At 42.6% G+C, this 25,780-nt stretch carries 23 protein-coding genes, 1 tRNA gene, 2 rRNA genes and 1 pseudogene; 16 read left to right on the top strand and 11 right to left on the bottom strand.

Features of this window, described 5'->3' with window-relative positions:
- The 5 genes from G575_RS0107575 to G575_RS0107555 all read left to right on the top strand — a co-directional run.
- Positions 1-146, top strand: a 23S ribosomal RNA gene (locus G575_RS0107575); the annotation flags it as partial.
- Between the two features lie 80 nt (positions 147-226).
- Positions 227-342: ribosomal RNA gene (gene rrf, locus G575_RS0107570) — 5S ribosomal RNA — on the top strand.
- A 5-nt stretch (positions 343-347) separates the two neighbouring features.
- A tRNA-Asn gene (locus G575_RS0107565) sits at positions 348-420 on the top strand.
- A 138-nt stretch (positions 421-558) separates the two neighbouring features.
- Positions 559-1,074 (top strand): sigma-70 RNA polymerase sigma factor region 4 domain-containing protein, encoded by a 516-nt coding sequence (locus G575_RS11320; RefSeq protein WP_051176997.1) that lies wholly within the window; start codon positions 559-561, stop codon positions 1,072-1,074.
- Positions 1,075-1,687: 613 nt separating this feature from the next.
- Positions 1,688-3,004: a uracil-xanthine permease family protein gene (locus tag G575_RS0107555; RefSeq protein ID WP_027972204.1), complete on the top strand. Its 1,317-nt coding sequence runs from the start codon at positions 1,688-1,690 to the stop codon at positions 3,002-3,004.
- Between the two features lie 22 nt (positions 3,005-3,026).
- Here G575_RS0107555 and G575_RS0107550 read toward each other — a convergent pair whose 3' ends face one another.
- The 7 genes and pseudogenes from G575_RS0107550 to G575_RS0107520 all read right to left on the bottom strand — a co-directional run bounded on the left by G575_RS0107550 (position 3,027) and on the right by G575_RS0107520 (position 9,919).
- Positions 3,027-3,524 (bottom strand): AAA family ATPase, encoded by a 498-nt coding sequence (locus G575_RS0107550; protein WP_027972203.1) that lies wholly within the window; start codon positions 3,522-3,524, stop codon positions 3,027-3,029.
- The gene (locus G575_RS0107545) at positions 3,521-4,063 is read right to left on the bottom strand and encodes a GNAT family N-acetyltransferase (RefSeq protein ID WP_027972202.1); all 543 of its coding nucleotides are present in this window, start codon (positions 4,061-4,063) and stop codon (positions 3,521-3,523) included. Before G575_RS0107545 ends, G575_RS0107550 begins: the two co-directional genes overlap by 4 nt.
- A 189-nt stretch (positions 4,064-4,252) precedes the next feature.
- On the bottom strand, positions 4,253-5,287 hold the full coding sequence (locus G575_RS0107535) for a M42 family metallopeptidase (RefSeq protein ID WP_027972201.1): 1,035 nt from the start codon (positions 5,285-5,287) through the stop codon (positions 4,253-4,255).
- Between the two features lie 150 nt (positions 5,288-5,437).
- Positions 5,438-5,725: pseudogene (locus G575_RS12455) on the bottom strand (GNAT family N-acetyltransferase); the annotation flags it as partial.
- Positions 5,726-5,779: 54 nt separating this feature from the next.
- Entirely contained in the window at positions 5,780-6,247 is a 468-nt protein-coding gene (nrdI, locus tag G575_RS0107530) for a class Ib ribonucleoside-diphosphate reductase assembly flavoprotein NrdI (protein ID WP_027972200.1), read from the bottom strand.
- Positions 6,248-6,307: 60 nt separating this feature from the next.
- On the bottom strand, positions 6,308-7,177 hold the full coding sequence (rsgA, locus tag G575_RS11315; protein WP_156874734.1) for a ribosome small subunit-dependent GTPase A: 870 nt from the start codon (positions 7,175-7,177) through the stop codon (positions 6,308-6,310).
- A 402-nt stretch (positions 7,178-7,579) separates the two neighbouring features.
- Complete coding sequence (locus tag G575_RS0107520) at positions 7,580-9,919, bottom strand: bifunctional 2',3'-cyclic-nucleotide 2'-phosphodiesterase/3'-nucleotidase (protein ID WP_027972199.1); 2,340 nt, start codon at positions 9,917-9,919, stop codon at positions 7,580-7,582.
- Positions 9,920-10,142: 223 nt separating this feature from the next.
- Here G575_RS0107520 and G575_RS0107515 point away from each other — a divergent pair, with 223 nt between their 5' ends.
- The 3 genes from G575_RS0107515 (at position 10,143) to G575_RS0107505 (ending at position 13,306) form a co-directional block, all read left to right on the top strand.
- Positions 10,143-12,362 carry a RelA/SpoT family protein gene (locus G575_RS0107515; RefSeq protein ID WP_027972198.1) on the top strand — a complete coding sequence of 740 codons (2,220 nt, stop codon included), beginning with the start codon at positions 10,143-10,145 and terminating at the stop codon, positions 12,360-12,362.
- A gap of 75 nt (positions 12,363-12,437) precedes the next feature.
- Entirely contained in the window at positions 12,438-12,881 is a 444-nt protein-coding gene (gene dtd / locus G575_RS0107510) for a D-aminoacyl-tRNA deacylase (RefSeq protein WP_027972197.1), read from the top strand.
- A 92-nt stretch (positions 12,882-12,973) separates the two neighbouring features.
- Positions 12,974-13,306: a hypothetical protein gene (locus G575_RS0107505; protein WP_245562394.1), complete on the top strand. Its 333-nt coding sequence runs from the start codon at positions 12,974-12,976 to the stop codon at positions 13,304-13,306.
- A gap of 225 nt (positions 13,307-13,531) precedes the next feature.
- Here G575_RS0107505 and treR read toward each other — a convergent pair whose 3' ends face one another.
- Positions 13,532-14,242: a trehalose operon repressor gene (treR, locus tag G575_RS0107500; protein ID WP_027972195.1), complete on the bottom strand. Its 711-nt coding sequence runs from the start codon at positions 14,240-14,242 to the stop codon at positions 13,532-13,534.
- Positions 14,243-14,402: 160 nt separating this feature from the next.
- On the opposite strand from treR, the gene treP reads away from it, so the two are divergent.
- Together treP and treC are read left to right on the top strand one after the other, a co-directional pair.
- Positions 14,403-16,415: a PTS system trehalose-specific EIIBC component gene (gene treP, locus G575_RS0107495; RefSeq protein WP_027972194.1), complete on the top strand. Its 2,013-nt coding sequence runs from the start codon at positions 14,403-14,405 to the stop codon at positions 16,413-16,415.
- 176 nt (positions 16,416-16,591) lie between these two features.
- Positions 16,592-18,214: an alpha,alpha-phosphotrehalase gene (gene treC, locus G575_RS0107490; RefSeq protein WP_027972193.1), complete on the top strand. Its 1,623-nt coding sequence runs from the start codon at positions 16,592-16,594 to the stop codon at positions 18,212-18,214.
- Between the two features lie 46 nt (positions 18,215-18,260).
- On the opposite strand, the gene G575_RS0107485 is transcribed toward treC, so the two are convergent.
- The 3 genes from G575_RS0107485 to tgt all read right to left on the bottom strand — a co-directional run bounded on the left by G575_RS0107485 (position 18,261) and on the right by tgt (position 20,492).
- Positions 18,261-18,803, bottom strand: a complete 543-nt coding sequence (locus tag G575_RS0107485; RefSeq protein ID WP_027972192.1) for a biotin transporter BioY — start codon at positions 18,801-18,803, stop codon at positions 18,261-18,263.
- Positions 18,793-19,110 (bottom strand): CHY zinc finger protein, encoded by a 318-nt coding sequence (locus G575_RS0107480; protein WP_027972191.1) that lies wholly within the window; start codon positions 19,108-19,110, stop codon positions 18,793-18,795. Before G575_RS0107480 ends, G575_RS0107485 begins: the two co-directional genes overlap by 11 nt.
- A 239-nt stretch (positions 19,111-19,349) precedes the next feature.
- Positions 19,350-20,492: a tRNA guanosine(34) transglycosylase Tgt gene (tgt, locus tag G575_RS0107475; protein ID WP_027972190.1), complete on the bottom strand. Its 1,143-nt coding sequence runs from the start codon at positions 20,490-20,492 to the stop codon at positions 19,350-19,352.
- A 218-nt stretch (positions 20,493-20,710) separates the two neighbouring features.
- Here tgt and G575_RS0107470 point away from each other — a divergent pair, with 218 nt between their 5' ends.
- From G575_RS0107470 to G575_RS0107445, 6 genes are all read left to right on the top strand, one after another.
- Positions 20,711-21,910, top strand: a complete 1,200-nt coding sequence (locus G575_RS0107470; RefSeq protein ID WP_027972189.1) for a phosphoglycerate kinase — start codon at positions 20,711-20,713, stop codon at positions 21,908-21,910.
- A 111-nt stretch (positions 21,911-22,021) separates the two neighbouring features.
- Positions 22,022-22,552 carry a 2'-5' RNA ligase family protein gene (locus G575_RS11670; RefSeq protein ID WP_051176993.1) on the top strand — a complete coding sequence of 177 codons (531 nt, stop codon included), beginning with the start codon at positions 22,022-22,024 and terminating at the stop codon, positions 22,550-22,552.
- Between the two features lie 94 nt (positions 22,553-22,646).
- On the top strand, positions 22,647-23,168 hold the full coding sequence (locus tag G575_RS0107460; RefSeq protein WP_027972188.1) for an FUSC family protein: 522 nt from the start codon (positions 22,647-22,649) through the stop codon (positions 23,166-23,168).
- A 78-nt stretch (positions 23,169-23,246) separates the two neighbouring features.
- A complete protein-coding gene (locus G575_RS0107455) occupies positions 23,247-23,615 on the top strand; it encodes a MerR family transcriptional regulator (protein WP_027972187.1) in 369 nt (122 codons plus the stop codon).
- Between the two features lie 35 nt (positions 23,616-23,650).
- Positions 23,651-24,997, top strand: a complete 1,347-nt coding sequence (gene glnA, locus G575_RS0107450; RefSeq protein ID WP_027972186.1) for a type I glutamate--ammonia ligase — start codon at positions 23,651-23,653, stop codon at positions 24,995-24,997.
- A 176-nt stretch (positions 24,998-25,173) separates the two neighbouring features.
- Entirely contained in the window at positions 25,174-25,770 is a 597-nt protein-coding gene (locus G575_RS0107445; RefSeq protein ID WP_027972185.1) for a hypothetical protein, read from the top strand.
- Positions 25,771-25,780: the final 10 nt, after the last annotated feature.

The following is a 25,780-nucleotide window of genomic DNA, read 5'->3' as shown; positions in this document are numbered from 1 at the left end:
CTAAGTGCGAAGCCCCCCTCAAGATGAGATTTCCCATGATTTTATATCAGTAAGAGCCCTGAGAGAAGATCAGGTAGATAGGTTAGGAGTGGAAGCGTGGTGACATGTGAAGCGGACTAATACTAATAGCTCGAGGACTTATCCTAGAGAGTCGATATTGACAGCGTTAGAAATTTTTGTTAGACTATAGGTATTCAATTTTGGGTGGACAAAACCCAGAGAGAAGTTAAGTGACGATAGCCTAGGAGATACACCTGTACCCATGCCGAACACAGTAGTTAAGCCCTAGAACGCCGGAAGTAGTTGGGGGTTTCCCCCTGTGAGATAAGGAAGTTGCTTAGCTTTAATCCGCCATAGCTCAGTTGGTAGAGCGCATGACTGTTAATCATGATGTCACAGGTTCGAGCCCTGTTGGCGGAGTGTTGTGACCTTGTTTATCAAGGTTTTTTTATTTTTCAATGAGACAGTTAAGAACATGACATTAATGTCATGTTCTTTTGGTAGGAATTTGCGTAGAATGTATGTATCCCCAAATAATATTAATAAGGAGGTACTACATTGGAAACTTTAGGGAAAGAATTTATAGATATTTATAGGACGGTTAGGCCGATTATATTGAAGCTTCGTCAAGAGTATTTTATCAAGATGTGGGATTTGGATGATTGGGAGCAGGAGGGGAGGATAGTTTTGTTTGAGCTGTTGCGTAAGGACTCGGAGCTGGTTTATGATACTAATCGTCTATGTGTATACTTTAAGACGAAGTTTTCTAATCGGGTCAAAGATGCCTTGAGGAAGCAAGAGAGTATTAAGCGAGGATTTGATCGTATGGCCTATGAGGAAGTTGGTGAGGTCGCACATTCTGTTTCGGATAAGGGGCTGAATTTGGCAGATTTGGTGGCATATGGAGAGGCTATGGAAAGTTTAGATAAGGAGTTGAGTGCACAGGAGCGGGAGTGGGTAACCTATTTGATTAGTGGGGAGTGCTTTAGGGGGAAGCGAGCTTTTCAGCGTAAGTTACGTGCTAAGATGGAGTCCATGGGGTGGAGGCCTCAGGATAGGTGGAATAGGACTTAGTGTGTTGCTAAGACTAAGGAAATAGAGAGGCTATTCTGGTAGGGCTTAATTGAGTAGCAGCGTATAGCCACGCCGAACGCTGAAGAAAATTTCGATTTCAGAAAGTGTTTTTTCATTAAAAAGTTATATATTCATCATGAAATTTTGTTATAATTTAGGTGAAAACAAGGATAAGCCAATATAAATATGTAAATTTCGTGAAAATGAATTAAAAAAAATGCATGTGGCTAGAAAGCAGTTACATGCATTTTCTTCATGCGTAAGGCGTGGCGAGTATCCAGAGTGTGTGGCAAATAGCGAAGATTTTGTGGTATTCTAGTCATAAGAGATTTCCTTTTTGGTGAGTAGGTGGTGCTCTTATCATATCAGGGAATCTTCTTTTTGACTTCTAGAAGTCTCACATCAATTGTGACGCTACAATTTGGTTAGAAAAAATATTTCAAAATACTAGTAATCTGTTTGATAATATGGTAAACTAATTGAAGCGTAGGTTTTTAAACTCATCCCGTGAGGTGAGAAAGACGACATATCGGATAAACGAGAGCCTATGACTACTTTATATTAGAACTGGGCTCTTTTTGTGTGCCCAGACGGAGGAATCATGGAATTGAAAATGCATGTTGCCGAGCATGAGCAGCACACAGCGCTTGACTTAGATGTTTCAAGGGTTGACTTGCTTTTGGACGTTGAGGAAAAGCCTGAGTTGGTACCAGGGCTTCTGCTTAGTTACCAGCACGTCTTTGCCATGTTTGGTGCAACGATCTTGGTACCACTTATCTTAGGCATGCCAGTTTCAGTGGCTCTCTTTGCTTCAGGTGTTGGAACGTTGATCTATCAAGTGGCAACTAAGTTCAAAGTTCCTGTTTATCTAGGGTCTTCATTTGCCTACATCACGGCGATGGCGACTGCCAATGAAGCGATGGGGGGAGATGTTTCAGCCTCTCAGACAGGGGTTTTCTTCGTCGGATTGATCTATGTGGCGATTGCTGGTTTAATCAGCGTCCTTGGTACAAAATGGATTGACAAGGTATTGCCACCTATTGTCATTGGACCTATGATTATCGTTATTGGTCTTGGCTTGGCTAATTCTGCTGTCACTTCAGCTGGTTTTGTAGCTGATGCAGATTGGCGCAATATCGTGGTTGCTGCAGCAACTTTCTTGATTGCAGCATTTATCAATACAAGTGGTAAAGGTTTTGTCAAAATTATCCCCTTCCTCTTTGCCATTATTGGTGGCTATATCTTGGCTATCTTTCTAGGCCTAGTGGATTTCACGCCAGTTCTTAAGGCCAAGTGGCTAGAATTGCCAGCTTTTTACTTGCCGTTTAAAACAGGGGTCTTTGAATCTTACAAGTTCTACTTTGGTCCAGAGATGATTGCCATCTTACCAATTGCAGTGGTGACAATTGCAGAGCATATCGGAGATCATACGGTTCTTGGGCAGATAACAGGACGCCAATTTTTGAAAGAGCCAGGTCTTCAACGCACATTGATTGGTGACGGGGTCGCGACATCAGTATCAGCTTTTCTGGGTGGTCCTGCTAATACGACCTATGGTGAAAATACAGGGGTTATCGGCATGACACGTGTGGCGTCGGTATCAGTTATAAGAAATGCCGCTTTGATTGCTATTGCCTTCTCTTTCCTTGGAAAATTCACGGCGCTTATCTCTACAATTCCAAATGCGGTTTTAGGTGGGATGTCTATCCTTTTATATGGTGTTATCGCTTCAAATGGTTTGAAAGTTCTTATCGAACGTCAAGTGGACTTTGGTCAGGTTCGTAACCTCATTATTGCAAGTTCTATGTTGGTTCTTGGTCTTGGTGGTGCGATCCTTGATCTCGGTGCGGTAAACCTTTCAGGAACTGCCCTAGCAGCTATCGTTGGTGTTGCTTTGAATCTTATCTTACCGAAAGAATCTAACGAATAAGATGAAAATCCGTTGACAGGTGTCAGCGGATTTTTGCGTCTTTTAAGATAGTGTTGAGCGCTTTGTCGAGAGTGATGCTTTGGTCAAATATTTTCTCGTGAAAGCGGTTGAGATAGTCTTTTTCTAGCCACCAGCGCTGCATATCAGAAACGGAGAAGTCATTAACTTTATCGCGTGTTTGGTGGCGTTTGACCGTTTCTTCAAAGGGCAAATCATAATAGTAGGCATAGGCATTTTCCCCATAAAGCTCTGCTATTTTGTCCCATAGAGGAGCGTACCAGTCTGCGTGTAAAATGCCTTCGATGATGAGGACTTGCCGATGATGGTAGGCGTGCTCTAGCAAGGTCAGATAAAGTGGCAGAGTGGGTGTTTTATAGCCATCTTTGGCATTGAGTAGTTGTCTACGTAGGGTGTCTTGGGGAAGTAAGAGGGTGTTTTTATCGATAGCTTGCTGGAGTCGCTGTGCTAACGTAGACTTACCAGAGCCAGAGTTTCCCCGAATGATGATGCAGCTTGTCATAATTGTCCTTTCCAATAGTCTTCAGCAAGTATGCTCATGAGAATAATATCAGCATAGCCCTTTTTTGTTTTGTGTGCTTGTCTGAGGCGACCTTCGTAGACGAAGCCTGCCTTTTCATAGGTTTTCTGCGCACGCGGGTTGAAGTCAAAGACTTCTAGAGATAGGCGGTTGAGTTTGACCGTTTCAAAAGCATAGCGGATAGTTTCCTTAGTGGCCCAGCTACCGCTACCTTTGCCCCAATGGTCTTTGTGGAAGATGGCAATACGAAAATTAGCAGCATTTGCTTCTGGCTCGTAATCATTAATAACCGTCTCGCCAATTAGTTTTCCATCTGGGGAGATGATGACAAAATCGTAGCGGTCGGTCTTGTCAGGACAGGTTAGGTAGTGGTTCACAATTTGTTCGCGGGTAAAGGTAGCTGAAGAGCCTGTCAAATCGTCTACCTCAGGGGTTGGGAAGGTAAAACTGTCTTGATAGAAGGTTTCGGCATCCGTTTTTTCTAAGGGGCGTAAATGATAGCCTAAGTCAGATAATATCATAGGATTTCCTTTCGTTTAAGAGTGGTAACGTTGCCTCCGACCATGGTTCATTTTCAGAAAAGGCGATGCCTTCAATATTGCCAAGGAAAAAATGAGAGACTTCCCAGTTTTTTGGGAAGCCTTCATTAATCTGATTGGCAATGCCAAGGATGTCAGTCCTTGCTTTGTGCTTGTAAGGATGACCTTCTATTAAATTACTTCTGATTTCAGATAAGCATCTACCAATTGTTCAGTTGCAATTACGCTGTCAGTGTGAGTACGTTCGTAGGAATGGCTAGATTCAATACCTGCTCCAAGTAAGGCGTGTTTAACGTCTGCACCTGCTCGCATGGCAGCAGATGCGTCGGAACCATAGTAAGGGTAGATGTCGAGTTTGTAGGGGATAGCATTGGTTTCGGCTAAAGCGACCAGATGCTGGCGTAATTCATAGTGATAAGGACCCGAGCCATCTTTTACACAGATGGATACAGTGTATTCGTCTGTTTGCTGATCGTCCCCCATTGCTCCCATATCAACAGCTAGGTATTCGACTGTTTGGGCAGGTAAGCTAGAGTTGGCTCCATGTCCCACTTCTTCAAAGGCTGAGAAGTAGAAGTGTGTGGTGTGTGGGAGTTGGACCTTTTCTTCTTTATAGACTTTTAGGAGGTTGAGGAGAATGGCTGCGCTGACTTTATCATCAAGGTGACGTGACTTGATAAAGCCATTATCTGTCACGACGACGCGCGGGTCAAAGGAAATAAAGTCTCCTACCTCAATACCAAGTGCGCGTGTTTCTTCAGCTGTTGTGACTTTTTCGTCTAGGCGCACTTCCATATTAGCTTGATTGCGCTCTGCAGATCCTGCATCGCGATAGACGTGGACAGAGGTTTGGTGCATGAGCATGGTTCCGCTAATGGTTTTCCCATTTTTAGCTACATGGATGGTACAATTTTCCCCTTCAATAGCGTTGTAGACAAAACCGCCGACCAAGTCCATCTTGAGGCGACCGTCTGGTTTGATGGCACGAACCATAGCACCAAGTGTGTCTAGGTGAGCAGTCACCACGCGGTGTTTACTATCGTCGAGTCCTTTGACCGTGACCATAAGTCCACCTTTTGGTGTGCGATAGGTGCTGTAGCCGAAACTCTCCACCTCATTTTGGACGTAGTCCATGATTTGAGTGGTAAATCCAGTTGGTGAAGGGATGTTGCAGAGGGTGGTGATGTAGTTAATGGTAGATGACATGTTTGTCTCCTTTTCTATTGTGAGGTGTTTAATCAATTCAAGTTCATCTCGTATGGGAATGCCCTTGTCAGATACGAGTGGAATGGAGGGTTTTAGTTCTCTAGCTTTTACCAAGGTATCTGGGAAAAGCTTGTGGAGATAGTAACCGCGTTTTTGGTAAAAAGCTAAGGCTTTTAAGTTGTCGTTGGTGCTTATCAAGCGGATGGTCGTTAGACCTTTTTGATGCGCTAGGCTTTCCACTAAATCTATAAGGGTACTGGCAATGCCTTGTCCTTCCAGCAAGCTATCTAGGGATACGATTTCTAGATAGCCAGGGTTTATTTGGTAGCTGATGAGGCCAATCAGTTGGTCATCTTTTAGGGCGACAAAACCGTCAAGAGACCGTAGATCAATCAGCTGCCCACGGGATAGCCATGACGGTGTCCTGCCAATGCTCACGGAAAAAGCTTTCGACGGCTTGAGCAGGAAAATGAGAGAGTGGCAAGTAGTTAATCATGCTTTGATCTCAACTGTTTTCATGCGCTCTAAAATGACTTTTGCTAGGCGTTCCACGTCATCGGGCATGCCTCTCAGTTCAAAATCACCTAAGAGGGGAAAACCGAAGCGTTGGCTGTATTGTTTGGCGGTCAAGATATACTGGTGGTTGAAATTTTTGTTACCAGAACCAATAATGCCCATACAACGCTTGTAATTATCGTGAGCGGCAATAAAGTCACCAAGCGGATTGGTCAAAATTTCCACATCGCCATGATCAATGCCATTGCCACCTTCTAGATAGGTCGGCAGTAGGGCGACAAAGGGTGATGAGACTTCAAAGGTCTGGTGGTTCAGTTCTTTGATGTTTATCTGACGAGGGATGATGCCGTGGTTGAAGCTAAGGTAGTCGCTTAAGCGTTTGACAAAAGATTGGGTGTTACCACTAAGGCTGATGTAAACAAGGGTAAGTGCTGAATTTTCCATGCCTCTATTATAACATTTTGAAGATGAAAAAAGCTGACCGGAGTCAGCTTTTGATGGTCTTTAACCTTTATTTTTCAGATACACATAGCGCTGCCATAGGGTTTGGGAAAGTGTGCCATCAGCTAGGGCAGTTTTTATAGCACATTTAGGCTCGCTGTCGTGTTGGCAATTTGGGAAATGGCAGAGCTTTGCTAAATTGAGAATCTCTGAAAATAGGGGGGCTAAATCGAGCTTTTTAACCTTGTCAATGCCTTTAAAACCAGGAGTATCGATAAGGTGATAGTCAAGGCTAGGGAGCTTTATAAGATGGCTACTGGTCGTTGTGTGCTTGCCTTTGCCGTCAGACCTAGTTTGGTTGACCTTGGCTATCTTATGGCCTGTGAGGTAATTGAGCAAGGTTGACTTACCAGCGCCGGAAGCTCCAAGAAGAAGTCCGGTACTATTGGGGTTGAGGCATTTTTTGACCTGCTCTAGAGAAGTCCCATCATCTTGACTGATAGCTAGCACCTGCATTTGCGGGTATAGGTCTGTCACCCTTTCTACAAAATGAACGTAGTCAGGCACTAAGTCTTTTTTGCTCAAGATGAGGTGGAGATCAATGCCTTCTTGGTAAAAAACCAGATAGTAGCGTTCTAATTTTGCCAGTGAGCAATTTTGATCTAGGGCAATCAAAATAAAAATCTGATCAACGTTACTTGCCATAACCTGTTCTTTAGCTTGATTATTGAAATTTTTGACAGTCACATTGCTAGATTTTGAAACGGTATTGACGCGTTTGAGGAGTTTGAGCCCGTTTGCGTCATAAGTGACGAAATCACCAACATAGAACTGGTTTTTGCAGAGCTTTTTGGAGATAGCGACTTCTGTGCCAGCCTCTTCCAAGAGGTAAGAAGAACGTGTTTCTGAAATAATGCGATAAGTTTGTGTCATAAACCATTTTCTAGGAAAACGCACGACAGTTTGGGATGGAAAAATTATCTGATAAGGAGCTGACAAGTCCGTTTTCCTTGTCTAACCAGTCAGACCTCGCTTATCAAGATGTCCAATATTTGCAGTCATAGGTATCACTCCTTTCATGATGATATGATATCACAAAAATCAGGATATTCCTAGGTGGCAGTGAAGTGAGATTTGTTGTTTCTTATGATATGAAGTGGATAAGATGTAGAGGGTGTCTCTCAAAAGGTTCACGTCATTTTATGATAGTGAAGTACAGCTCATTAAAGTTTTTTATCAGAAAACCCCTGAAAATAGTGTTTCAGGGGTAACATATGATTTAAACTCTTTGTTAAGAGTCTCTTTTGATTGTTTGCCTATCAGTCCTTGTTATACTTAGTTTTGTTTACGACGACGAACGGCTAGGCTAGTTAGGAAGCTAAAGCCAAGAAGTGTTAGGAGAGAAGTGCTTTCTTCCCCTGTTTTTGGCAGTGTACCTTTTGAGTTGTCTTTTTGTGACTGATAAGTTTCAGCAACCAGTTGACGAATGTCTTGACGTTCTTTTTCGGTTAAGCCAGAAACACTACCTTTTGGCATTGAACCTGGCTGCGGAATTGCAGTACCTGGTGCTGTCTCTGGTGTTGTTTCTGGTGTTGTTTCTGGTTTGACATAAGTGAATTTGAAGTCCGCGAAACCTTCTACGGTTGAAGCTCCGACATAAGCAATGTCTTTCGCATCTCCTACTAGGTCTTTAGCTTTGGTTGCGCTCAAGAAGCGAAGATCTAAACCTGCAATGCTATCTGTGAAGTACCAGTTATTATCAGCAGATGGGTTGATAGTCTTTTCTGAAAGAATATAGTTGATAATAGCTTGGCGATTTTCAAGGTTAAGGAGATAGTTTACGGTAGCATTGCGAACACCAGGGAAGTTGCCACTTGCACGGTAATTGTTGGTCACAACCATAAATTCTTGTGTATCACTGACTTCTTGACCTTGGTATTTCAAATTGCGGACACGGCTAGCGTTTTCGTTAACCACTTGTCCGTTTCGATCGTACTTATTAGGTTGAGTCACATCGTATTCGTAGGTGATACCGTCAATAACATCGAAATTATAAGTACGGTAGTCAGTATTGACTAGGTTTTGTGGTTGGGTATTATTAGGGTCGATGGTGTTAAACTGCCCTGCTGACATTTCTAGCCATTCTTTTAAGTCAGCGCCTGTGATTTTTAGGATAGCTGTGACGTTATCATAGAGATAGAGGTCAGCCACGTTTTTAATGGCGATTGGTCCAGCTGCGATGTCTGTGTAGGCTGTTGGGTCATTTCTGGTCCCTGCTTTAAATGGAGCAGCTGCAGATAGGAGTGGGAGGTTTGCGTATGGCGTACCTGCTAACTCCTGTTGAGCGTACCAGAGCTGTGCGTTATTAACGATTTGGACAGATGGGTCATCTTTAACCAGGGCAAAGTAGCTAGTGATTGGTGCAGTAGTTGTTCCCACTTGCTGACGGACGTAGTCAACTGTTCCAGCATGAGCTTCTTTAGCGATTTCTTTTACAATCTCACTAGCGACGTTCGACTTGGTGTCAATTTTACGGATGGAGCCTTTGCTCTTATCTTTATTGACTGTCCACTTACCGTTTGAATAAGTAATGTTCAAATCAATGATACCCAAGTGGTCTCCGTATTTACCTGCCATTGTGACTGGTGTGCCATTAATAAGGCCATTGATATCATCAACGCCACTGTATTTGGCATAGAAACTTGGTTTGGCGCTAGTTCCTGGGAATTCTGCATGAGAATGTCCTGTGACAACAGCATCGACACCAGGAAGGCTAGCGATTTGATAGCCGACATTTTCTTCGCCAATATCATATTGGTCATCTCCAATTCCAGAGTGTGAGAGGACAAGGACGATATCTGCGCCAGCGTTTCGAATTTCAGGTAGAAGTTCTTTAACAGCTTCAACGGCATCTTGAACAACTACTTTCCCTTCAAGGTTTGCCTTATCCCAATTCATGATTTGTGGAGGGACGATACCTGTGATGCCCACATTGACGGTCACAAGATTGCCACTAACATCGGTAAAGTTTTTTGGAATGACAATATATGGCGTAAAGAGGCGTTCATTTGTTTTGGCGTCTCGAACATTGGCATTAAGAACCGCGATATCAGCAGTGCTAATGACTTTATTGAGATAATCAAGCCCGTAGTTAAATTCGTGGTTACCAAGTGTGCTAGCATCAAAGCCAAGAGCTTCAAGTGCGGCATACATAGGATGTTGCTCGTTGACCTCTACTGGATCGACGATGGCTTTGTAAGTACCAAGGGGTGTTCCTTGAATAAGATCGCCATTATCTACGGTAACGATGTTAGGATTCTCTGTTTTGGCTTGCTCAAGGAGAACAGCTGTTTTAGCGAGTCCGACATTTTGAGACTCTTTGTCTTGATAATAATCATAGTTGACAAGGTTGGTATGAAGGTCAGTTGTTGAAGCGATACGGACGTCGACGGTTTGCCCTTCAACTGGCGTGATAATAGTAGGAGTCGTTACTTCAGCAGGAGCAGTAGCTGTTGATCCGTTTTCTGCTCCGGTCGCCACAGTTTCAGGAGAAGTTCCTGTAACTGGCTGATCAGTAGGAGTTGTTTCGTTAGCAGAGACAAGATTGGCACTGCCGAGGGTGGCAAGGATGAGGGAGAGTGCGATAGCGCTCTTAGAAAGGTAATGTTTTGACATCTAAAGAAACTCCTTTTTTGTTTTTCCTAAGCAACTTAGGATTGGATATTACTCTAATATTATACAATTATGAGTGTCGGATTGCAATATTTCCTGTAATAAACGAATGATTTTCTTTCAAAAAACATAAAACATCAAGAAAAATCCACCCTATTTGACTTGCTATGATTTTTGGTTGAAAAGTGATAAAATAGAGGGAAATGACTTGAGAGTAGGGAATAAAATGCCAAAAGAAGTAGATTTAACAGGAGAAGAAGTAGTGGCATTAGCTGCGGAATATCTTCCAAAGGAAGATGTTGCCTTTGTGCAAAAAGCTTTGGATTATGCCAGTGCAGCACATGCTCATCAGACTAGAAAATCAGGAGAACCTTATATCATTCATCCCATTCAGGTAGCGGGAATTTTAGCTCAGCTTCATTTGGATGCTGCAACAGTGGCCTGTGGTTTTTTGCATGATGTCGTGGAAGACACCGATATTACTTTAGATGAGATTGAGGCTGAGTTTGGCACAGCTGTGCGTGATATTGTGGATGGCGTCACTAAACTTGGTAAAGTTGAGTACAAATCTCATGAGGAACAATTAGCTGAAAATCATCGCAAGATGCTTATGGCCATGTCTAAGGATATCCGTGTGATTTTGGTTAAACTGGCGGATCGTTTGCACAATATGCGCACGCTTAAGCATTTGCCTGCTGATAAGCAAAAACGGATTTCTCGAGAGACCTTGGAGATTTATGCGCCACTGTCTCACAGGCTAGGGATTAGTCGTATCAAATGGGAATTAGAAGATTTATCGTTTAGGTATTTAGAAGAGTCCGAGTTCTATAAAATTTCTCACATGATGAGTGAGAAGCGTCGAGAACGGGAAAAGCTGGTGGATGAGATTGTCAGCAAAATCATGACTTATACTCATGAGCAAGGGCTTTATGGTGAGGTGTACGGACGTCCGAAACACATTTACTCGATCTACCGTAAGATGCGTGATAAGAAAAAGCGTTTTGATCAGATTTTTGATTTAATTGCTATTCGTTGCATCATGGAGACGCCAAGTGATGTCTATGCTATGGTCGGCTACATTCATGAACTCTGGCGTCCGATGCCAGGACGATTCAAAGACTATATCGCAGCGCCAAAGGCGAACGGTTATCAGTCAATCCATACCACCGTTTATGGGCCAAAAGGACCAATTGAAATTCAGATTCGCACCAAGGACATGCATCAGGTGGCTGAGTATGGGGTGGCGGCTCATTGGGCCTATAAAAAAGGTCAGACCGGTAAAGTTGATAGCAAAGAAACGGCTCTTGGCATGAATTGGATTAAGGATTTGGTCGAACTACAGGATTCGTCAAATGGCAGTGCTAAGGCTTTTGTGGATTCTGTTAAAGAAGATATTTTCTCTGAGAGAATTTATGTCTTCACTCCCAATGGTGCTGTTCAGGAATTGCCTAAGGATTCTGGTCCTATTGATTTTGCCTATGCCATTCATACTCAAGTGGGAGAAAAGGCGACAGGTGCCAAGGTCAATGGACGTATGGTTCCTCTGACAGCTAAGCTAAAAACAGGTGATGTTGTTGAGATTGTCACCAATAATAATTCCTTTGGTCCAAGTCGTGACTGGATTAAAATTGTTAAAACAGCCAAGGCACGTAGCAAGATTCGACAGTTTTTCAAAAATCAAGACAAGGAGCTATCAGTCAATAAAGGACGGGAGCTGCTGATTGCTATCTTCCAAGAAAATGATTTGGTTCCAAATAAATATTTGGACAAACGCCATATTGATGCTATTTTACCTCGTGTCGGTGCCCGCAATGAAGAAGCTCTTTATGCTGCTATTGGATTTGGTGAAATTTCTGCTATTAGTGTCTTCAATAAGCTAACGGAAAAAGAACGCCGTGAGGAAGAACGTGCCAAGGCTAAAGCTGAGGCCGATGAGTTGATTAACGGCGGTGAAATCAATCTAAGCAATCGCGATGTGTTGAAAGTAAAAAGTGAGAATGGTGTCATTATTCAAGGGGCATCGGGACTGCTCATGCGTATTGCTAAATGTTGTAACCCAGTTCCAGGAGATTTGATTGAAGGCTACATCACTAAGGGGAGAGGTGTTGCGATTCATCGCTTTGATTGTAACAACATCAAGTCTCAGGAAGGCTACGATCAGCGATTGATAGAGGTTGAATGGGATGATGATAATACAGGCAAGGATTATCTAGCGGAAATTGATATTTATGGTCTTAATCGTTCTGGCCTTCTTAACGATGTTTTGACGATTTTGTCCAACCAGACTAAAAATATTTCAATGGTAAATGCTCAGCCAACCAAGGACATGAAATTTGCCAACATCCATGTGTCATTTAGCATTCCAAATCTTGCAAGTTTAACAACAGTTGTTGATAAAATAAAAATTATTCCAGATGTTTACAGTGTTAAACGAACAAATGGCTAACCGCTTCAAATGTTAGAAGTTTAAGTGGCTATAGAAGTGTTTGTCTAAATATTTTTTGAGAAAGGAGCAGGGCTTATGAAGGTTGTGATTCAGCGCGTGTCAAAGGCTTCTGTCAGCATTGATGGAGAGATTGTTGGACAGATTGGTCAGGGGCTTTTGCTTCTTGTAGGAATTGGGCCTGATGATAATCGGGTCGACCTAGATTATGCTGTGCGTAAAATTATCAACATGCGGATTTTTTCTGATGCCTCAGGAAAAATGAATTTGTCTGTGGAAGATGTGGCAGGTAGTATCTTATCCATCTCTCAATTTACGCTTTTTGCAGATATAAAAAAGGGAAATCGCCCTGCCTTTACAGGAGCAGCAAAGCCTGACCTAGCTAGTCAGATGTATGATGCTTTTAACCAGGCGTTGGCACAATATGTGCCTGTCGCAAAAGGGGAATTTGGTGCAGATATGCAAGTGTCATTGGTTAACGATGGACCAGTGACGATTATCTTAGATACTAAAAATGTCTAGCCTGTTCTACTATTTCTAAAAAAATCAAAAAGGCCCGTTTGAAATGGGTCTTTTGTGCTATACTAGAAGAAAGAAGTCTAAGAGGAGATATGATGATGTTGATTTTTGTTTTAATATTATTGGGAATTTATCTCTTTATGGTTAGCTTTTCGGCTATCATGGGGCATTTTGTTGCCAAAATAATCACCGGTCGAAATTTGCTGATGACGCTTTTTATGGTAGCTGTTGTCATCGTCTTTACTTATATTTATATTGGTTTAGCAAAAGGAACAGGTATTTATGGGATAGCAGGAGGGCTTTTTGGCTTATCAGCTATCGCGCTTAGTAATGCTTCTCACATGCGTCAACGTCCTAATCTTAAGCACCATACAATTCGTATGCTGATCAATGTGATATTTTTGCTGTTGATTTATTGGGCAAAATAACAGAGTAAGATAGGGCTTTAAAGCCCTTCAGAACGTAGACAAACTCCTAAAAACATAAAAAATTGAACCGTTTTTGATAAAACTGCAAGATATAAAACGCTTAGCACCGCTGATATTTCAATGTTTCTGGGAGTTTTTGGTTTCACCATAAAACCATAAAGTAAAAGAGTGAATAAAATCGTCCAAAATGGACGTTGTCCTCAATCTGAGCGCCTTTTGGCGCTTTTATAATTTTCGTCGTGCAAAGTCGATGAACTTAAATTTACTGAGTTTATGCCTGCTTTCTGTAAACTGGAACTGGCGATTATCTGCTAAATAGACCTTGGACCTGACACAGACAACGTGCTTATCGCTTCCTAAATCAAGGAGGATTTTGTCTTGTTCGCTAGCAGAGTCAATGGTAATCTCTTTTTGGGCATAGGCGATTTGGAGCCCGACTTCTTTTTCCAAGTACCGATAAATGGACTGCTCTGCAATTTCTCGAGATAGAAAAGGTGTCAGGGGCTTGAGCAAATAATCTATATCTAAAACAGAGGCGATATTATCGACAACACGTTGACGGGTAACTCGAAAGGTTTGAGAATGGATAGGGAAACCAGTCTTTTGACTTAATTCTTTATCGACGAGAAGGTTGTCAATGCTGATAACATTTGTTTTAGAAGCCATATCATGTAAGTTAACCAATTCTTGATAACTAGATAACTCTGAGACGGGGAAGTTAATCTGCCCTCTTTTTTTGATTTGAGAACCACGTCCCTGACTTTTTTCAATATAACCTTCTTTGCTCAGGAGAGCCAAAGCTTTCCGAATGGTATCACGGCTAGCAGAAAATTGCTGACACAGTTCGATTTCTGATGGGAGAAAATGTTCGGCAGGGTAGTGTCCAGCTAAAATATCGGCTTCTAGTTGTTTGAAAATTTCTTGGTATTTTTTCATTTTTTAGCCTTTCCAGGGTTTATGGGGGAAGATGTCTTTATTTTACCATACAAGTTCTCAAAAAATGATCAAAAAATCATTTTTTAGACCGAACAAGTTGCAGACAACTTTGACATCGGTTACAATGACAGTGTAAAAAATAAATCCCAAGGAGATAATAATGGGGAAATTTGAAAAAGATGCCAAAGAGCTCTTGGAGTTAGTTGGCGGTAAAGACAATGTTATGGCCGTAACGCACTGTGCGACGCGCATGCGATTTGTCCTAAATGATCAAAGTAAGGCAGACGCTAAGGCTATTGAGAATCTTGATCCTGTTAAGGGCACGTTCACCAATGCTGGTCAGTTCCAAGTGATTATTGGCAATGAAGTGCCAATCTTCTATAATGATTTCACAGCTGTATCTGGTATTGAAGGCGTATCGAAAGAAGCGGCCAAATCAGCGGCCAAATCAAATCAAAATGCTATCCAGCGAGTGATGACGATGCTAGCTGAAATCTTCACGCCAATCATTCCTGCTATCATCGTAGGAGGATTGATCCTTGGCTTCCGTAATGTCTTGGAGCAAGTAGGAATGCCGTGGCTTGGACAGGCTATGTCTGATGGCAAATTAGTTTTTGACACAGATGGCAATCCTGTTTGGAATACCATTGTTCAAGTCTCTCCATTTTGGAATGGGGTTAACCATTTCTTGTGGTTACCTGGTGAAGCAATTTTCCACTATCTACCAGTTGGAATTGTTTGGTCTGTGACACGTAAAATGGGAACGTCCCAAATTTTAGGTATTGTACTTGGTATCTGTTTGGTGTCACCACAGCTCCTTAATGCTTATGCTGTTCCTGGTACTGCGGCAGAAGAAATTGCTAAAAACTGGGTTTGGGACTTTGGTTTCTTCACTGTAAACCGTATTGGTTACCAAGCACAGGTTATCCCTGCCCTCTTAGCTGGTTTATCTCTATCCTATCTTGAAATCTTCTGGCGCAAACGCATTCCAGAAGTAGTTTCAATGATTCTAGTGCCATTCCTTTCCTTAATTCCTGCTATCATCTTGGCACACACAATCTTAGGACCTATTGGTTGGACAATCGGTCAATGGATTTCAACTATTGTTTTAGCCGGTTTGACTGGACCTGTAAAATGGTTGTTCGGTGCTGTCTTTGGATCACTCTATGCCCCATTCGTTATCACTGGTCTGCACCACATGACCAACGCCATCGATACACAATTGATTGCCGATGCTGACGGAACTGGTCTATGGCCAATGATTGCCCTCTCTAATATCGCCCAAGGCTCTGCTGTATTGGCTTACTACTGGATGAACCGTAAGAGCGAACGCGAAGCGCAAATCTCACTCCCAGCTGCTATCTCTGCCTACCTTGGTGTAACTGAGCCTGCCCTCTTCGGTGTCAACGTCAAATACGTTTACCCATTCGTTGCGGGTTTGATCGGTTCAGGTATTGCTGGTCTTCTATCAACGACACTCAACATCACAGCAAATGCCATCGGTGTTGGTGGACTTCCAGGTATCTTGGCGATTAAAGCACAATACTGGTTGCCATTTACTCTTGCAATGGCTGTTGCAATCGTCGTACCATTTGCGTTGACAATCTTCTTCCGCAAGGCTGGTATCTTGATCAAGACGGAAGATGAGACTGTAAAGGCTCCTCAAGTCGAAGCTATCGCAGCTGCTGAAGAAGCGGCAACTGAAGTTGGAACTGTTGTTGAATTGATCAGCCCCTTAACTGGCCAAGCAAAACCTCTTTCTGAAGCAACTGACCCCGTCTTCTCGGCAGGCGTTATGGGACAAGGTGTCCTCATTGAGCCAACCGAAGGTGAATTGGTATCACCAGTTGACGGTGTTGTATCTGTTCTCTTCCCTACAAAACACGCTGTTGGTCTTGTTTCTGACCAAGGTGCAGAAATCCTTATCCACATCGGTATGGATACCGTTAACCTTGAAGGAAATGGCTTTACAGCCCACGTTGAACAAGGTGCTAAGGTTAAAGCTGGTGATAAGTTGATTAGCTTTGATATCAATGTCATCAAAGAAGCTGGTCTTGTAACAGAAACTCCTGTTATCATCACCAACCAAAACGACTTCCAACCAGATGTCATCGGAGAATTACCACGCTCAGTAGAACGCGGACAAGGCCTCCTTACTGCAAGCAAGATCTAATACTCTTCGAAAATCAAACTCAGGCGTTGTTGACTTGACTTGATGAACTTAAGTTCTATCTGCGTCTGCGTCGCCTAGCCTGATTTCGATTTTCATTGAGTACAACAACTAGGAGGTGCGGGTTTCCTGCCCCTCCTATGCTTGTTTTTTATCAACCATTAGAAAGTGAGACAATCATGACCATTGACAAGCGAAAAGTTGTCTATCAAATCTACCCCAAATCTTACAAGGACACAACTGGAAATGGTGTCGGTGATCTGCGTGGGATTATCGAAAAACTCCCTTATCTGAAGGAGCTAGGAATTGACATGATCTGGCTCAACCCCTTCTACCCAAGTCCACAGCGGGACAACGGCTATGACATTTCTGATTACACAGCTGTCAATCCTGATTTTGGCACCATGGCTGACTTTGAAGAAATGGTTACTGTCGGTAAAGAGCTGGGCATTGAATTCATGCTGGATATGGTTCTCAATCACTGCTCAACCGACCACGAATGGTTCCAAAAAGCCCTAGCAGGCGACAAATACTACCAAGATTTCTTTATCCTACGTGACCAGCCAACTGACTGGGTGTCTAAGTTTGGCGGCAATGCCTGGGCTCCCTTTGGAGAGACTGGAAAATACTATCTCCATCTCTTTGACGTGACCCAAGCCGACCTCAACTGGCGAAACCCTCATGTTCGTGACGAACTGTTCAAGGTGGTCAACTTCTGGAAAGACAAGGGTGTCAAAGGCTTCCGCTTCGATGTCATTAACCTGATTGGTAAGGACGAAGTCCTCAAAGACTGCCCAATCAATGACGGTAAGCCTGCTTACACCGACCGCCCGATCACCCACAACTACCTCAAGATGATGAACAACGCCACTTTTGGAGCAGAAAAAGGCTTCATGACCGTTGGGGAAATGTCTGCTACCACCATTGAAAACTGCATTCTCTACACAGCTCCTGAGCGGGAAGAATTGTCCATGGCCTTCAACTTCCACCACTTGAAAGTGGATTACAAGGATGGGCAAAAATGGACCATTATGGACTTTGACTTTGAGGAACTCAAACGCCTCTTCCACACTTGGGGTGAAGAAATGTCCGTCGGAAATGGCTGGAATGCTCTTTTCTACAACAACCATGACCAACCTCGTGCCCTCAACCGCTTTGTCGATGTGGAGAATTTCCGCAGCGAAGGAGCAACCATGCTGGCTGCCTCTATCCACCTGTCACGCGGCACACCTTACATCTACATGGGCGAGGAAATCGGCATGATTGACCCCGATTACGACAGCATGGACGACTACGTGGACGTGGAATCTATCAATGCCTATCAGATGCTCTTGGACCAAGGACACACGCCTGATCAAGCCTTCAAGATTATCCAGGCCAAGTCCCGTGACAATTCCCGCACTCCGATGCAATGGGACGCTTCTGACAATGCAGGCTTCACAACAGGAACTCCTTGGCTGAAAGCTGGCAAATCCTACCAAACAATTAACGTTGAGCAAGAAAAAACAGGCCCAATCTTTACCTTCTATCAAGAACTGATCCGATTGCGGAAAGAACTCCCACTGATCTCAGAAGGGGACTACAAGGCCGCCTACAAGGATAGCCAGAAAGTTTATGCCTTTGAACGCTTGCTTAACGGCGAAAAATTGCTAGTTCTCAACAATTTCTTTGCAGAAGAGGTTGAACTAGACCTGGCAGACGATTACGCCCACGGCCAAGTCCTCATCAGCAACTATCCTGACAGGAAACTCGGTAAGAAAATCATTCTCAAACCTTACCAAGCATTGGCGATTAAAGTCTAAAATCAAAAAAGCTCCCCTTGAACGACGAGGGGAGTTTAATCATGATTTAGTTTTTGAATTGTCGGAAAAGGTGTTGGTAGCGAACAGATATAATGGTTGCTACCAAGGCTTTAAGCGTGTCGCCAGGGATGTAAATGAGACTTGAGATTAAAATTGGAACAAGAGGTTTATTTAAGAACTGTGCCATCCAAATTGCGCCAACTGTATCGATAAAGAGAACGCCGAAGAGCCAGATAACAGCAAACGAAAGAGGGAAGTTTTTGGTAGGTACTTTAGAAAGCCCCCAACCAATCAATGCTGGAACAAAAATCCAAGAAATAACATAACCAGCAGTAACCCCCATAAGGACAGGAATCGTATTATTTCCCCCACCAAAAGCTGGGATAAAAATCCCTAGAAGTAAGAATAAAAGAACAGCGATGGTACCTTTTCTAGCGCCTAGGACAACGCCTGCTAGCATAATTCCGATGTTTTGCAGAATGATTGGTGCAGGTAGAAAAGTTAGAGGGATAGCAGGAATACTGCCTAGAGCGATGATGAAGGCAGCCATCATCGCGATAGCAACTAAATCTTTTGCTTTAAGGTTCATTTTTAACTCCTTTGAAGTAAATAGAATAATGTTTTTTACAATTTGGGTTAAAGCGGTGCTGACAAGAAGGGCAAGAGCCCTGGTGGTAGTCTTCAAAGCTCAAATAGGTCTTACAGTTACCGCAAAAAATAGGTTTCGTATTATCAATATCATGAGGTTCAAAAGGATGTTCTTCTAAGGCGTCGTGGCAAAGATAGCAAGCATAGAAGGCTTGACAAATCTGGCACTGTAAAGCCACAATATCTAAATCAGTGTGGTAATGTAGGCAACGGCCAGCTGAATCAAGCTCAAGTCCTTTAATCAACATCTCAATCTCCTCTAAAGATAGTATAATAAGCAGACGAAAGCTTGTCAATATTTCCAGATACAGTCAGTACGGAAAACACATTAAAAAAACAAGGTGCTTTGTTCTAACAGTTATTGCAAACAGCTATTTCTGCGCGGTTTAATGAATTTTGGCTATCTTTTAGGTTATTCTTAGGAATAGCCGTTTTTGGTGGTAGTAAGGCATCAAAAAATCGAGCGAACACTCGATTTTTGCCTATTCTAGAAATTTCGTCCATTCTTCCCATAACCATACCGTTCCATAAAGTCCTGACGGAATTCCAGCAGGTTATCGTCCATGATAGCCTGACGGACTTTCTTCATGAGATTGACAAGGAAGTAGAGATTGTGGTAGCTAGTCAGGCGGATTCCAAAGGTTTCATCTGCCTTGAGCAAGTGGCGAATGTAGGCACGGCTGTAATTCTTACAAGTGTAGCAATCACAGTCATGGTCTAGAGGGGTAAAATCCTCAGCAAACTGGGCATTTTTCACTACCAAGCGACCTTGGCTGGTCATGCAGGTGCCATTTCTAGCGATGCGGGTCGGCAAGACACAGTCAAACATATCAACGCCACGGATTACCCCATCAATCAAGCTATCTGGAGCTCCGACACCCATCAGATAACGCGGTTTATTCTCAGGAAGAAGAGGTGTTGTGAAGTCTAGCACAGCATTCATTTCATCATGAGTTTCTCCGACTGCCAGACCACCGATAGAGTAGCCAGGGAAATCCATGCTGACCAGGTCCTGAGCAGACTGACGACGGAGGTCTTCAAATCCAGCCCCTTGCACGATTCCAAATAATCCCTGGTCATGCGGACGTCGGTGTGCCTTGAGACCACGCTCTGCCCAACGGCTCGTTCTTTCAATGGATTTTTTCACATAGTCATAGGGCTGATAGAACTGAGGACACTCATCAAAGCTCATCATGATGTCTGAGCCAAGATTGTTTTGAATGGAAATAGCCTTCTCAGGTGACAGGAACATCTTGCTGCCGTTGAGGTGGTTCTTGAAGGTCACTCCTTCTTCTGAGATATTACGGCTATCCGCCAAGGAATAAACCTGAAAACCACCCGAATCGGTCAGGATAGGCTGGTCCCAGTTCATAAACTTATGCAAGCCACCTGCTTGGGCAATCAATTCATCACCCGGACGGAGCCAGAGGTGATAGGTGTTGGACAGGATAATGCCTGAGCCCATTTCCTTCAACTCTTCAGGCGACATGGTCTTGACTGTTGCCTGTGTCCCTACAGGCATAAACATAGGTGTCGGAAAGGTTCCGTGAGGGGTGATAATCTCCCCCAAACGAGCTCCTGTGTGCTTTTCTTTTTTAATCAAGCGATACTTGATTGGTACATCTGTCATTAAAAATCTCCTTTACTTCAGGAAAAACAGTCCTGAGTTTTAGCCCTACCATTCTATCAAAAAAGTCCCCATTTGTCAGTCATTTTTGGCTATTGGAAAATAGCAGAGCAGATAGGATGAGGTTCTCAAGAGCTTCTATAACTGGTATAAAATGATTGGTAAGTCAAAAAAATTGTGATATAATAAACAAGTATTAAATTTTAAGGAGTTTTTATCTCATGGCAAAATTGACTGTTAAAGACGTTGAATTGAAGGGTAAAAAAGTTCTTGTCCGCGTGGACTTTAACGTACCTTTGAAAGACGGCGTTATCACAAACGACAACCGTATCACTGCGGCTCTTCCAACCATCAAGTATATCCTTGAGCAAGGTGGACGTGCAATCCTCTTCTCACACCTTGGTCGTGTAAAAGAAGAAGCTGACAAAGAAGGTAAATCATTGGCTCCAGTGGCAGCTGACTTGGCAGCTAAATTGGGTCAAGAGGTTGCTTTCGTTGCTGGTGCAACTCGTGGTGCTGAATTGGAAGCTGCTATCAACGCTTTGGAAGACGGACAAGTTCTTCTTGTTGAAAACACTCGTTTCGAAGATGTTGACGGTAAGAAAGAATCTAAAAACGATGCTGAGCTTGGTCAATACTGGGCTTCACTTGGTGACGGAATCTTCGTTAACGACGCATTTGGTACTGCACACCGTGCCCACGCATCAAACGTTGGTATCTCAGCAAACGTAGAAAAAGCAGTAGCTGGTTTCCTTTTGGAAAACGAAATTGCTTACATCCAAGAAGCTGTTGAAACACCAGAGCGTCCATTTATCGCTATCCTTGGTGGTTCAAAAGTATCTGACAAAATTGGTGTTATCGAAAACCTTCTTGAAAAAGCGGATAAAGTTCTTATCGGTGGTGGTATGACTTACACGTTCTACAAGGCTCAAGGTATCGAAATCGGTAACTCTCTTGTAGAAGAAGACAAGCTTGATGTTGCAAAAGAATTGCTTGAAAAATCAAACGGCAAATTGATCTTGCCAGTTGACTCAAAAGAAGCAAACGCGTTTGCAGGTTACACTGAAGTTCGCGATACAGAAGGCGAAGCAGTGTCAGAAGGCTTCCTTGGTCTTGACATCGGTCCTAAGTCAATCGCTAAATTCGATGCAGAATTGACTGGTGCCAAAACAGTTGTTTGGAACGGTCCTATGGGTGTATTTGAAAATCCAGACTTCCAAGCTGGTACAATCGGTGTAATGGACGCTATCGTGAAACAACCAGGCGTGAAATCAATCATCGGTGGTGGTGACTCAGCAGCGGCTGCTATTAACCTTGGTCGTGCAGATAAATTCTCATGGATCTCAACAGGTGGTGGTGCATCAATGGAACTCCTTGAAGGTAAGGTTCTTCCAGGACTTGCAGCATTGACTGAAAAGTAATATATGACGATGAAAAGGGTTGTGAAAGCAACTCTTTTGTCGTATCATTGACCAGTTTGCGGAGATGATTGGTGTGGTGAGATTTAATAACAATACAAGGGAGAAAGAGAAATGTATGCTGTGATAGGTATCTTTGAGCAGGAGTTAGTTGATCAGATTAACGAGATTTGGAAGGGGCTAAGAGCTGAAAATCTGTCCCACTATGCTGATGAGGTGGAAAATAGAGAGCCTCATGTGACTCTAGCCTCCTTTGAAACGGAGGATATCAACGTTTGGGTAGAAAAGTTGAGGTTGTGTTTATCTAGTTACTCGCGATTGTCCCTTCATTTCAACCAATTATCTTCTTTTTTGGGAGCTCGAATACTGACTTTGAATCCCATTAAAACACTTGAATTATCGCAATTTCATTTGGCGATACATCAGGTTTTGGCTGAGGCGGTGTCAAGTGCTTCACTTTATCACCCTGACAATTGGATTCCTCATCTGACCCTGGCTAATCGTGTCCCAGAAGAAAAGTTTGCAAGGGCTTATGCTTATTGTCTAGAAAGGTTAAGGCCCTTATCAGCTCAAATGATTGCTGTAAAAGTCATCAAAATAAAAGAAAATAAGCAGGTCGAAACAATCTTTGAATACCTGTTATAAGACTAGTTAGCTTAGAGGTAAGAGAGAGTCATCTTTGTCAAAGTTATTTGATTTTGAATGCCCCAAAATGCAAACTTCGTGTTACAATAAGCATATGTGGAAAAAGTATCGATTTGACCCTAAAAAATTCAAACTAGGGATGCGGACCTTAAAGACTGGTATTGCTGTGTTTCTCGTGATTTTACTATTTCAGTTATTTGGATGGGAAGGGACCAATATTGCGGCCCTGACAGCTGTTTTTAGTTTGCGTGAGGATTTCGGTAAAAGTCTAGATTTTGGAAGCTCTAGAATCTTGGGCAATACCATAGGAGGCCTCTATGCTATTATTTATTTCATTATTGATTGGATATTCCCTAGCCATTACCTGATAGCGTTGATTTTCATTCCTATCGTCACCATGTTAACAATTATGACAAATGTTTCTATGGATAATAAAAATGGTATTATCGGCAGTGTTTCAGCCTTGCTCATCATTACCTTGTCAAATCCCATAGGTAGCTCCATTCAATATGCCTTAGTTAGGGTATTTGAAACCTTTATTGGTGTCTTTATAGCCATATTGGTCAATGCTGATGTGGATAGAATAAAGGCGAAACTGGTCAAAGAGAAAAAATGACTATGTCACAAAATGTGACATGAATACTTGACATTGAAAACTATTAGATTTATAATGATATTTGTATAGGAGTATCTTGTGAAAGAAAAAGAATTAAGACGTAATCTATCTATCTTTCCTATCGGAGCTGTTATGAAATTAACGGATTTGACAGCGCGCCAAATTCGCTACTATGAAGATCAAGGTTTGATTTTACCGGATCGTAGCGAGGGCAATCGCCGCATGTATTCGTTGAACGATATGGATCGTTTGTTAGAAATTAAAGATTTTTTATCTGCAGGTCTGAATATGGCAGCTATCAAGCAAGAATATGCTGCGCGTCAGCGGAAAACAGAGCAGAAAAAGGCTCTATCTGACGCTGAGATTCGACGGCTTTTACAAGATGAGCTTCGTAACCAAGCGCGGTTCGGTTCTCCTAGCACACATATTGGCGGCATGCGTCTTTGATGCATTGGTTTATAGATTTAAATGGAGAAAATCACATGACAATTACAGCAGCGGATATTCGTCGCGAAGTTAAAGAGAAAAATGTAACTTTTCTAAGATTGATGTTTTCAGACATTTTAGGAGTGATGAAAAACGTTGAAATTCCTGCAACAGAAGAACAGCTAGAGAAAGTATTATCAAATAAGGTAATGTTTGATGGTTCTTCGATTGAAGGGTTTGTACGTATCAATGAATCTGATATGTACCTCTATCCGGATTTTGATACTTGGACTGTTTTCCCTTGGGGGGATGAAAACGGAGCTGTGGCAGGTCTAATTTGTGATATCTACACGGCTGAAGGAGAGCCTTTTGCGGGCGATCCTCGTGGGAATTTAAAACGCGCTCTAAAACATATGGAAAAGGTTGGTTATAAATCTTTCAATTTAGGGCCAGAGCCAGAGTTTTTCCTTTTCAAGTTAGACGAACAAGGCAACCCAACTCTTGAAGTTAATGATAAGGGAGGGTATTTCGACCTTGCTCCAACTGACTTGGCTGATAATACTCGCCGCGAGATTGTTAATGTCCTAACGCAAATGGGCTTTGAAGTAGAAGCTAGCCATCACGAAGTTGCCGTAGGTCAGCATGAGATTGACTTCAAATACGCAGACGTTCTAAAAGCTTGCGATAATATTCAAATTTTTAAATTAGTTGTTAAAACAATCGCTCGAAAACACGGTTTATATGCCACCTTTATGGCTAAACCTAAGTACGGTATTGCTGGAAGTGGTATGCATTGTAACATGTCATTATTTGATCAAGATGGCAACAATGCTTTTTACGATGTTAACGACCCCTGTGGCATGCAGTTGTCAGAAACAGCCTACTATTTCTTGGGTGGTTTGATGAAGCACGCCTATAACTATACGGCTATTATCAACCCAACGGTTAACTCTTATAAACGATTGGTACCAGGGTTTGAAGCTCCCGTTTACATTGCATGGGCTGGACGTAATCGCTCGCCCCTCATTCGTGTGCCTGCTTCTCGTGGAATGGGAACGCGTTTGGAATTGCGTTCGGTTGATCCGATGGCAAACCCTTACCTTGCTTTAGCCGTTCTTCTTGAGGCTGGTCTAGACGGCATTGAAAATAAAATTGATGCTCCAGAGCCAGTTGAAACAAACATTTATGCCATGACAGCTGAGGAGCGTCGTGAGGCAGGCATTATTGATTTACCATCCACATTGCATAATGCGCTGAAAGCACTGCAAGAAGATGACGTGATTAAATCCGCCTTAGGAGAGCATATTTACACTAATTTTGTTGAGGCTAAGAAGATTGAGTGGGCAAGTTACGCAACCTTTGTGTCTCAATGGGAAATTGATAACTACTTAGATTTATATTAAAAAAATGGTCCAGCGGACCATTTTTTGATGAGATGGAAAACAGAAAAGCAGATCACAGTCTCTTTGAAGTGTAAAGCTTTCTTTATCTAGAAGTGCTGTCTTTCCTAAGTTTTTATTAAGATTGATTGACAGTAATAGCTAATTGCGTTATGATAAAAGCAAAAGGAGGATGAAAAATGGATAAACAACGTTTAGCGATTTTAATTTCAGCAATAGTTGGTGTGCTATCAGCATTTCTGCCTTGGGCGACTGTAGGTGCTTGGGGGATGGAACAATCTGTCAATGGTTTACATGGTGATGGTAAATTTACGCTTGTGTTCTTCGGGGTAATTGCGGGCTTGGTTTTTGTAGGCAATACCGCAGAGTCGTTTACCAAGAATCTTCGCGTAGCGACCATTATTTTAGGTGCAATTAGTGGCCTATTTGTTCTGATTAATGTGCTCAATTTTCAAAACGTTCTTAATCAGTTTGGTGGTGAATACTTCTCTAACTTTGGTGTCTCTGCGTCTCTTGGCATCGGTATCTGGCTTAGCCTCCTTTCTTCGGTGGCAGTTATTGTCAGCAATTTTGTTTTGGGAACAAAACTAGATAAAGCTGATTTTGTATCAGCTTATAATCAGACGGCTGCGAAAGTAAAAGAAACCGTCCAAACGGTGCAGGAAAAGACGACAACAGTTAGTGAAACGTCTACAAGCGAGACTGAAACCACTGAAGTAGTAACTTCTGAAGAGATGGTTTCTGAAGTAGCTTCTGAAGCTGAAGAAACTGAGTAAATATAACAGT

Origin of the sequence: Streptococcus plurextorum DSM 22810, from assembly GCF_000423745.1 — a bacterium.
Classification (GTDB): Bacteria; Bacillota; Bacilli; order Lactobacillales; family Streptococcaceae; genus Streptococcus; species Streptococcus plurextorum.
This window is presented reverse-complemented; position numbering and strand designations above follow the sequence as displayed.

Excerpts from the sequence above, each read along its gene's own strand:
- nrdI (WP_027972200.1), bottom strand. The coding sequence starts at position 6,247 with ATGGAAAATTCAGCACTTACCCTTGTTTACATCAGCCTTAGTGGTAAC.
- G575_RS11670 (WP_051176993.1), top strand. The coding sequence starts at position 22,022 with ATGTATGCTGTGATAGGTATCTTTGAGCAGGAGTTAGTTGATCAGATT.
- treP (WP_027972194.1), top strand. The coding sequence starts at position 14,403 with ATGGGGAAATTTGAAAAAGATGCCAAAGAGCTCTTGGAGTTAGTTGGC.
- treR (WP_027972195.1), bottom strand. The coding sequence starts at position 14,242 with ATGAAAAAATACCAAGAAATTTTCAAACAACTAGAAGCCGATATTTTA.
- G575_RS0107460 (WP_027972188.1), top strand. The coding sequence starts at position 22,647 with ATGTGGAAAAAGTATCGATTTGACCCTAAAAAATTCAAACTAGGGATG.
- treC (WP_027972193.1), top strand. The coding sequence starts at position 16,592 with ATGACCATTGACAAGCGAAAAGTTGTCTATCAAATCTACCCCAAATCT.
- tgt (WP_027972190.1), bottom strand. The coding sequence starts at position 20,492 with ATGACAGATGTACCAATCAAGTATCGCTTGATTAAAAAAGAAAAGCAC.
- G575_RS0107515 (WP_027972198.1), top strand. The coding sequence starts at position 10,143 with ATGCCAAAAGAAGTAGATTTAACAGGAGAAGAAGTAGTGGCATTAGCT.
- G575_RS0107445 (WP_027972185.1), top strand. The coding sequence starts at position 25,174 with ATGGATAAACAACGTTTAGCGATTTTAATTTCAGCAATAGTTGGTGTG.
- G575_RS0107545 (WP_027972202.1), bottom strand. The coding sequence starts at position 4,063 with ATGATATTATCTGACTTAGGCTATCATTTACGCCCCTTAGAAAAAACG.
- dtd (WP_027972197.1), top strand. The coding sequence starts at position 12,438 with ATGAAGGTTGTGATTCAGCGCGTGTCAAAGGCTTCTGTCAGCATTGAT.
- G575_RS0107555 (WP_027972204.1), top strand. The coding sequence starts at position 1,688 with ATGCATGTTGCCGAGCATGAGCAGCACACAGCGCTTGACTTAGATGTT.
- G575_RS0107470 (WP_027972189.1), top strand. The coding sequence starts at position 20,711 with ATGGCAAAATTGACTGTTAAAGACGTTGAATTGAAGGGTAAAAAAGTT.
- G575_RS0107480 (WP_027972191.1), bottom strand. The coding sequence starts at position 19,110 with ATGTTGATTAAAGGACTTGAGCTTGATTCAGCTGGCCGTTGCCTACAT.
- glnA (WP_027972186.1), top strand. The coding sequence starts at position 23,651 with ATGACAATTACAGCAGCGGATATTCGTCGCGAAGTTAAAGAGAAAAAT.
- G575_RS0107550 (WP_027972203.1), bottom strand. The coding sequence starts at position 3,524 with ATGACAAGCTGCATCATCATTCGGGGAAACTCTGGCTCTGGTAAGTCT.
- rsgA (WP_156874734.1), bottom strand. The coding sequence starts at position 7,177 with ATGACACAAACTTATCGCATTATTTCAGAAACACGTTCTTCTTACCTC.
- G575_RS0107485 (WP_027972192.1), bottom strand. The coding sequence starts at position 18,803 with ATGAACCTTAAAGCAAAAGATTTAGTTGCTATCGCGATGATGGCTGCC.
- G575_RS0107535 (WP_027972201.1), bottom strand. The coding sequence starts at position 5,287 with ATGTCATCTACCATTAACTACATCACCACCCTCTGCAACATCCCTTCA.
- G575_RS0107520 (WP_027972199.1), bottom strand. The coding sequence starts at position 9,919 with ATGTCAAAACATTACCTTTCTAAGAGCGCTATCGCACTCTCCCTCATC.
- G575_RS0107505 (WP_245562394.1), top strand. The coding sequence starts at position 12,974 with ATGATGTTGATTTTTGTTTTAATATTATTGGGAATTTATCTCTTTATG.